Consider the following 1,357-nt stretch of genomic DNA (forward strand, 5'->3'; position numbering starts at 1 on the left):
AAAATGCTGTGCTGCTTTTCGCACAGACATTTCATCTCGAATCATAATTTCTATGACTTTGTCTTTAAAATCTTTTGAATATCCCATATCTCTATTGTTCTATAGTTTTTAGGATTTGGCTATAGTGGATAATCCCCTTTTCTTAGATAAAGATTTTTAACTTTCTTGGCCATAAAATAATTACTTGTATGTTTATACACAAACTTATTATTGCTAAGTCTATAAATGTGAGTTGATTTGATTGAAAAGTGGCTCAATTATCCACAAAAAAGATAAGAAAATCACACAAATATGTTAATATTTGTATCAAATAAATCTATTCGGTGTTTTTATGTTCTGGCTCACTATATCTATTTTATTATTTATCAGTATTTTGTTAATTATTTCTATGTTAAAAGAAAAATTTAAAGATCCTTTTAGATAAAGGGAATGTTTAATAAAAAAAGGAATAAATCATATAAAAAAATTGAATAGATATGATTATTCTTTAGAAGTGTAAAACACAATAAAAAAAGAATATCCCCAAAAAATCCATTTGGATATCGTATCTAATAATTTTTTATCTGCATAAAAATATCTATAAATAACTTCATTCATAGCAAATATAGTAAATGCAGCTAGAAATATTAAAAAAAATTTCTTTAATAAACCATCAATGTTACCCATTTATATTTCCGTAAAGTTAATTGATAAGATCAAAATAAAGTCATATCTTTCTATTTTTAATAGAATTTTACTTAGATTCATATCTGGAAATTCTATTTTTCATGGCGAAAATATACAGATCTGTATATTTTTTTATTGAAGTATACGTCAAAATTGAAATATAATGTGATTATTGCAACAAAATTGCTGGTGATTGGCCTTACTTAAGGTTAAGAATTCCGCGCCCCAATTTCTCTTCCCCAAGAGAAATTGGTTTTTTAAATTTTAATTATATCAATAACTTTGAGTAGAATTTAAAATGAAAATTTATGAAATGATCTTTCATAAAGGAGCTTATGAGAAAACACAGTTATTTTATAAGTTGTCATTAAAAAGTAAACATGTATTCTTTTCCGAATTGGTTTGATACTTTCTCCACCCATTGCTCTATTTTATCAGCTGTCATGACTTGAAAATCTCGCCAATAATATTTCATCTGCTTCCATACCATCTCGATTCGATTTAACTCAGGGCTATAAGCTGGAATAAAATACAGATTCGTCGAAAAGTTAGTTTTAAGTAGCTCTGTCAACGGCATTCTAAAATTGACCCCTTTTACCTTTCAAATGGCAAAGTAAAATTGACCCCTTTGATCTCGTATTAAGTTTCAACCTGGGGCTGAATCCCAATTCTTTTTTTATCCTTCAAACGA

At 27.1% G+C, this 1,357-nt stretch carries 1 protein-coding gene and 1 pseudogene; both read right to left on the reverse strand.

The window, feature by feature from the left end:
* Nucleotides 1-480: 480 nt before the first annotated feature.
* A complete protein-coding gene (locus tag FTU38_RS16715) occupies nucleotides 481-666 on the reverse strand; it encodes a hypothetical protein (protein ID WP_058952646.1) in 186 nt (61 codons plus the stop codon).
* A 367-nt stretch (nucleotides 667-1,033) separates the two neighbouring features.
* Nucleotides 1,034-1,231, reverse strand: a pseudogene (locus FTU38_RS16720) (transposase); the annotation flags it as partial.
* Nucleotides 1,232-1,357 lie beyond the last annotated feature (126 nt).

Source organism: Acinetobacter sp. YH12098, assembly GCF_013419235.1.
Taxonomy (GTDB): Bacteria; Pseudomonadota; Gammaproteobacteria; order Pseudomonadales; family Moraxellaceae; genus Acinetobacter; species Acinetobacter amyesii.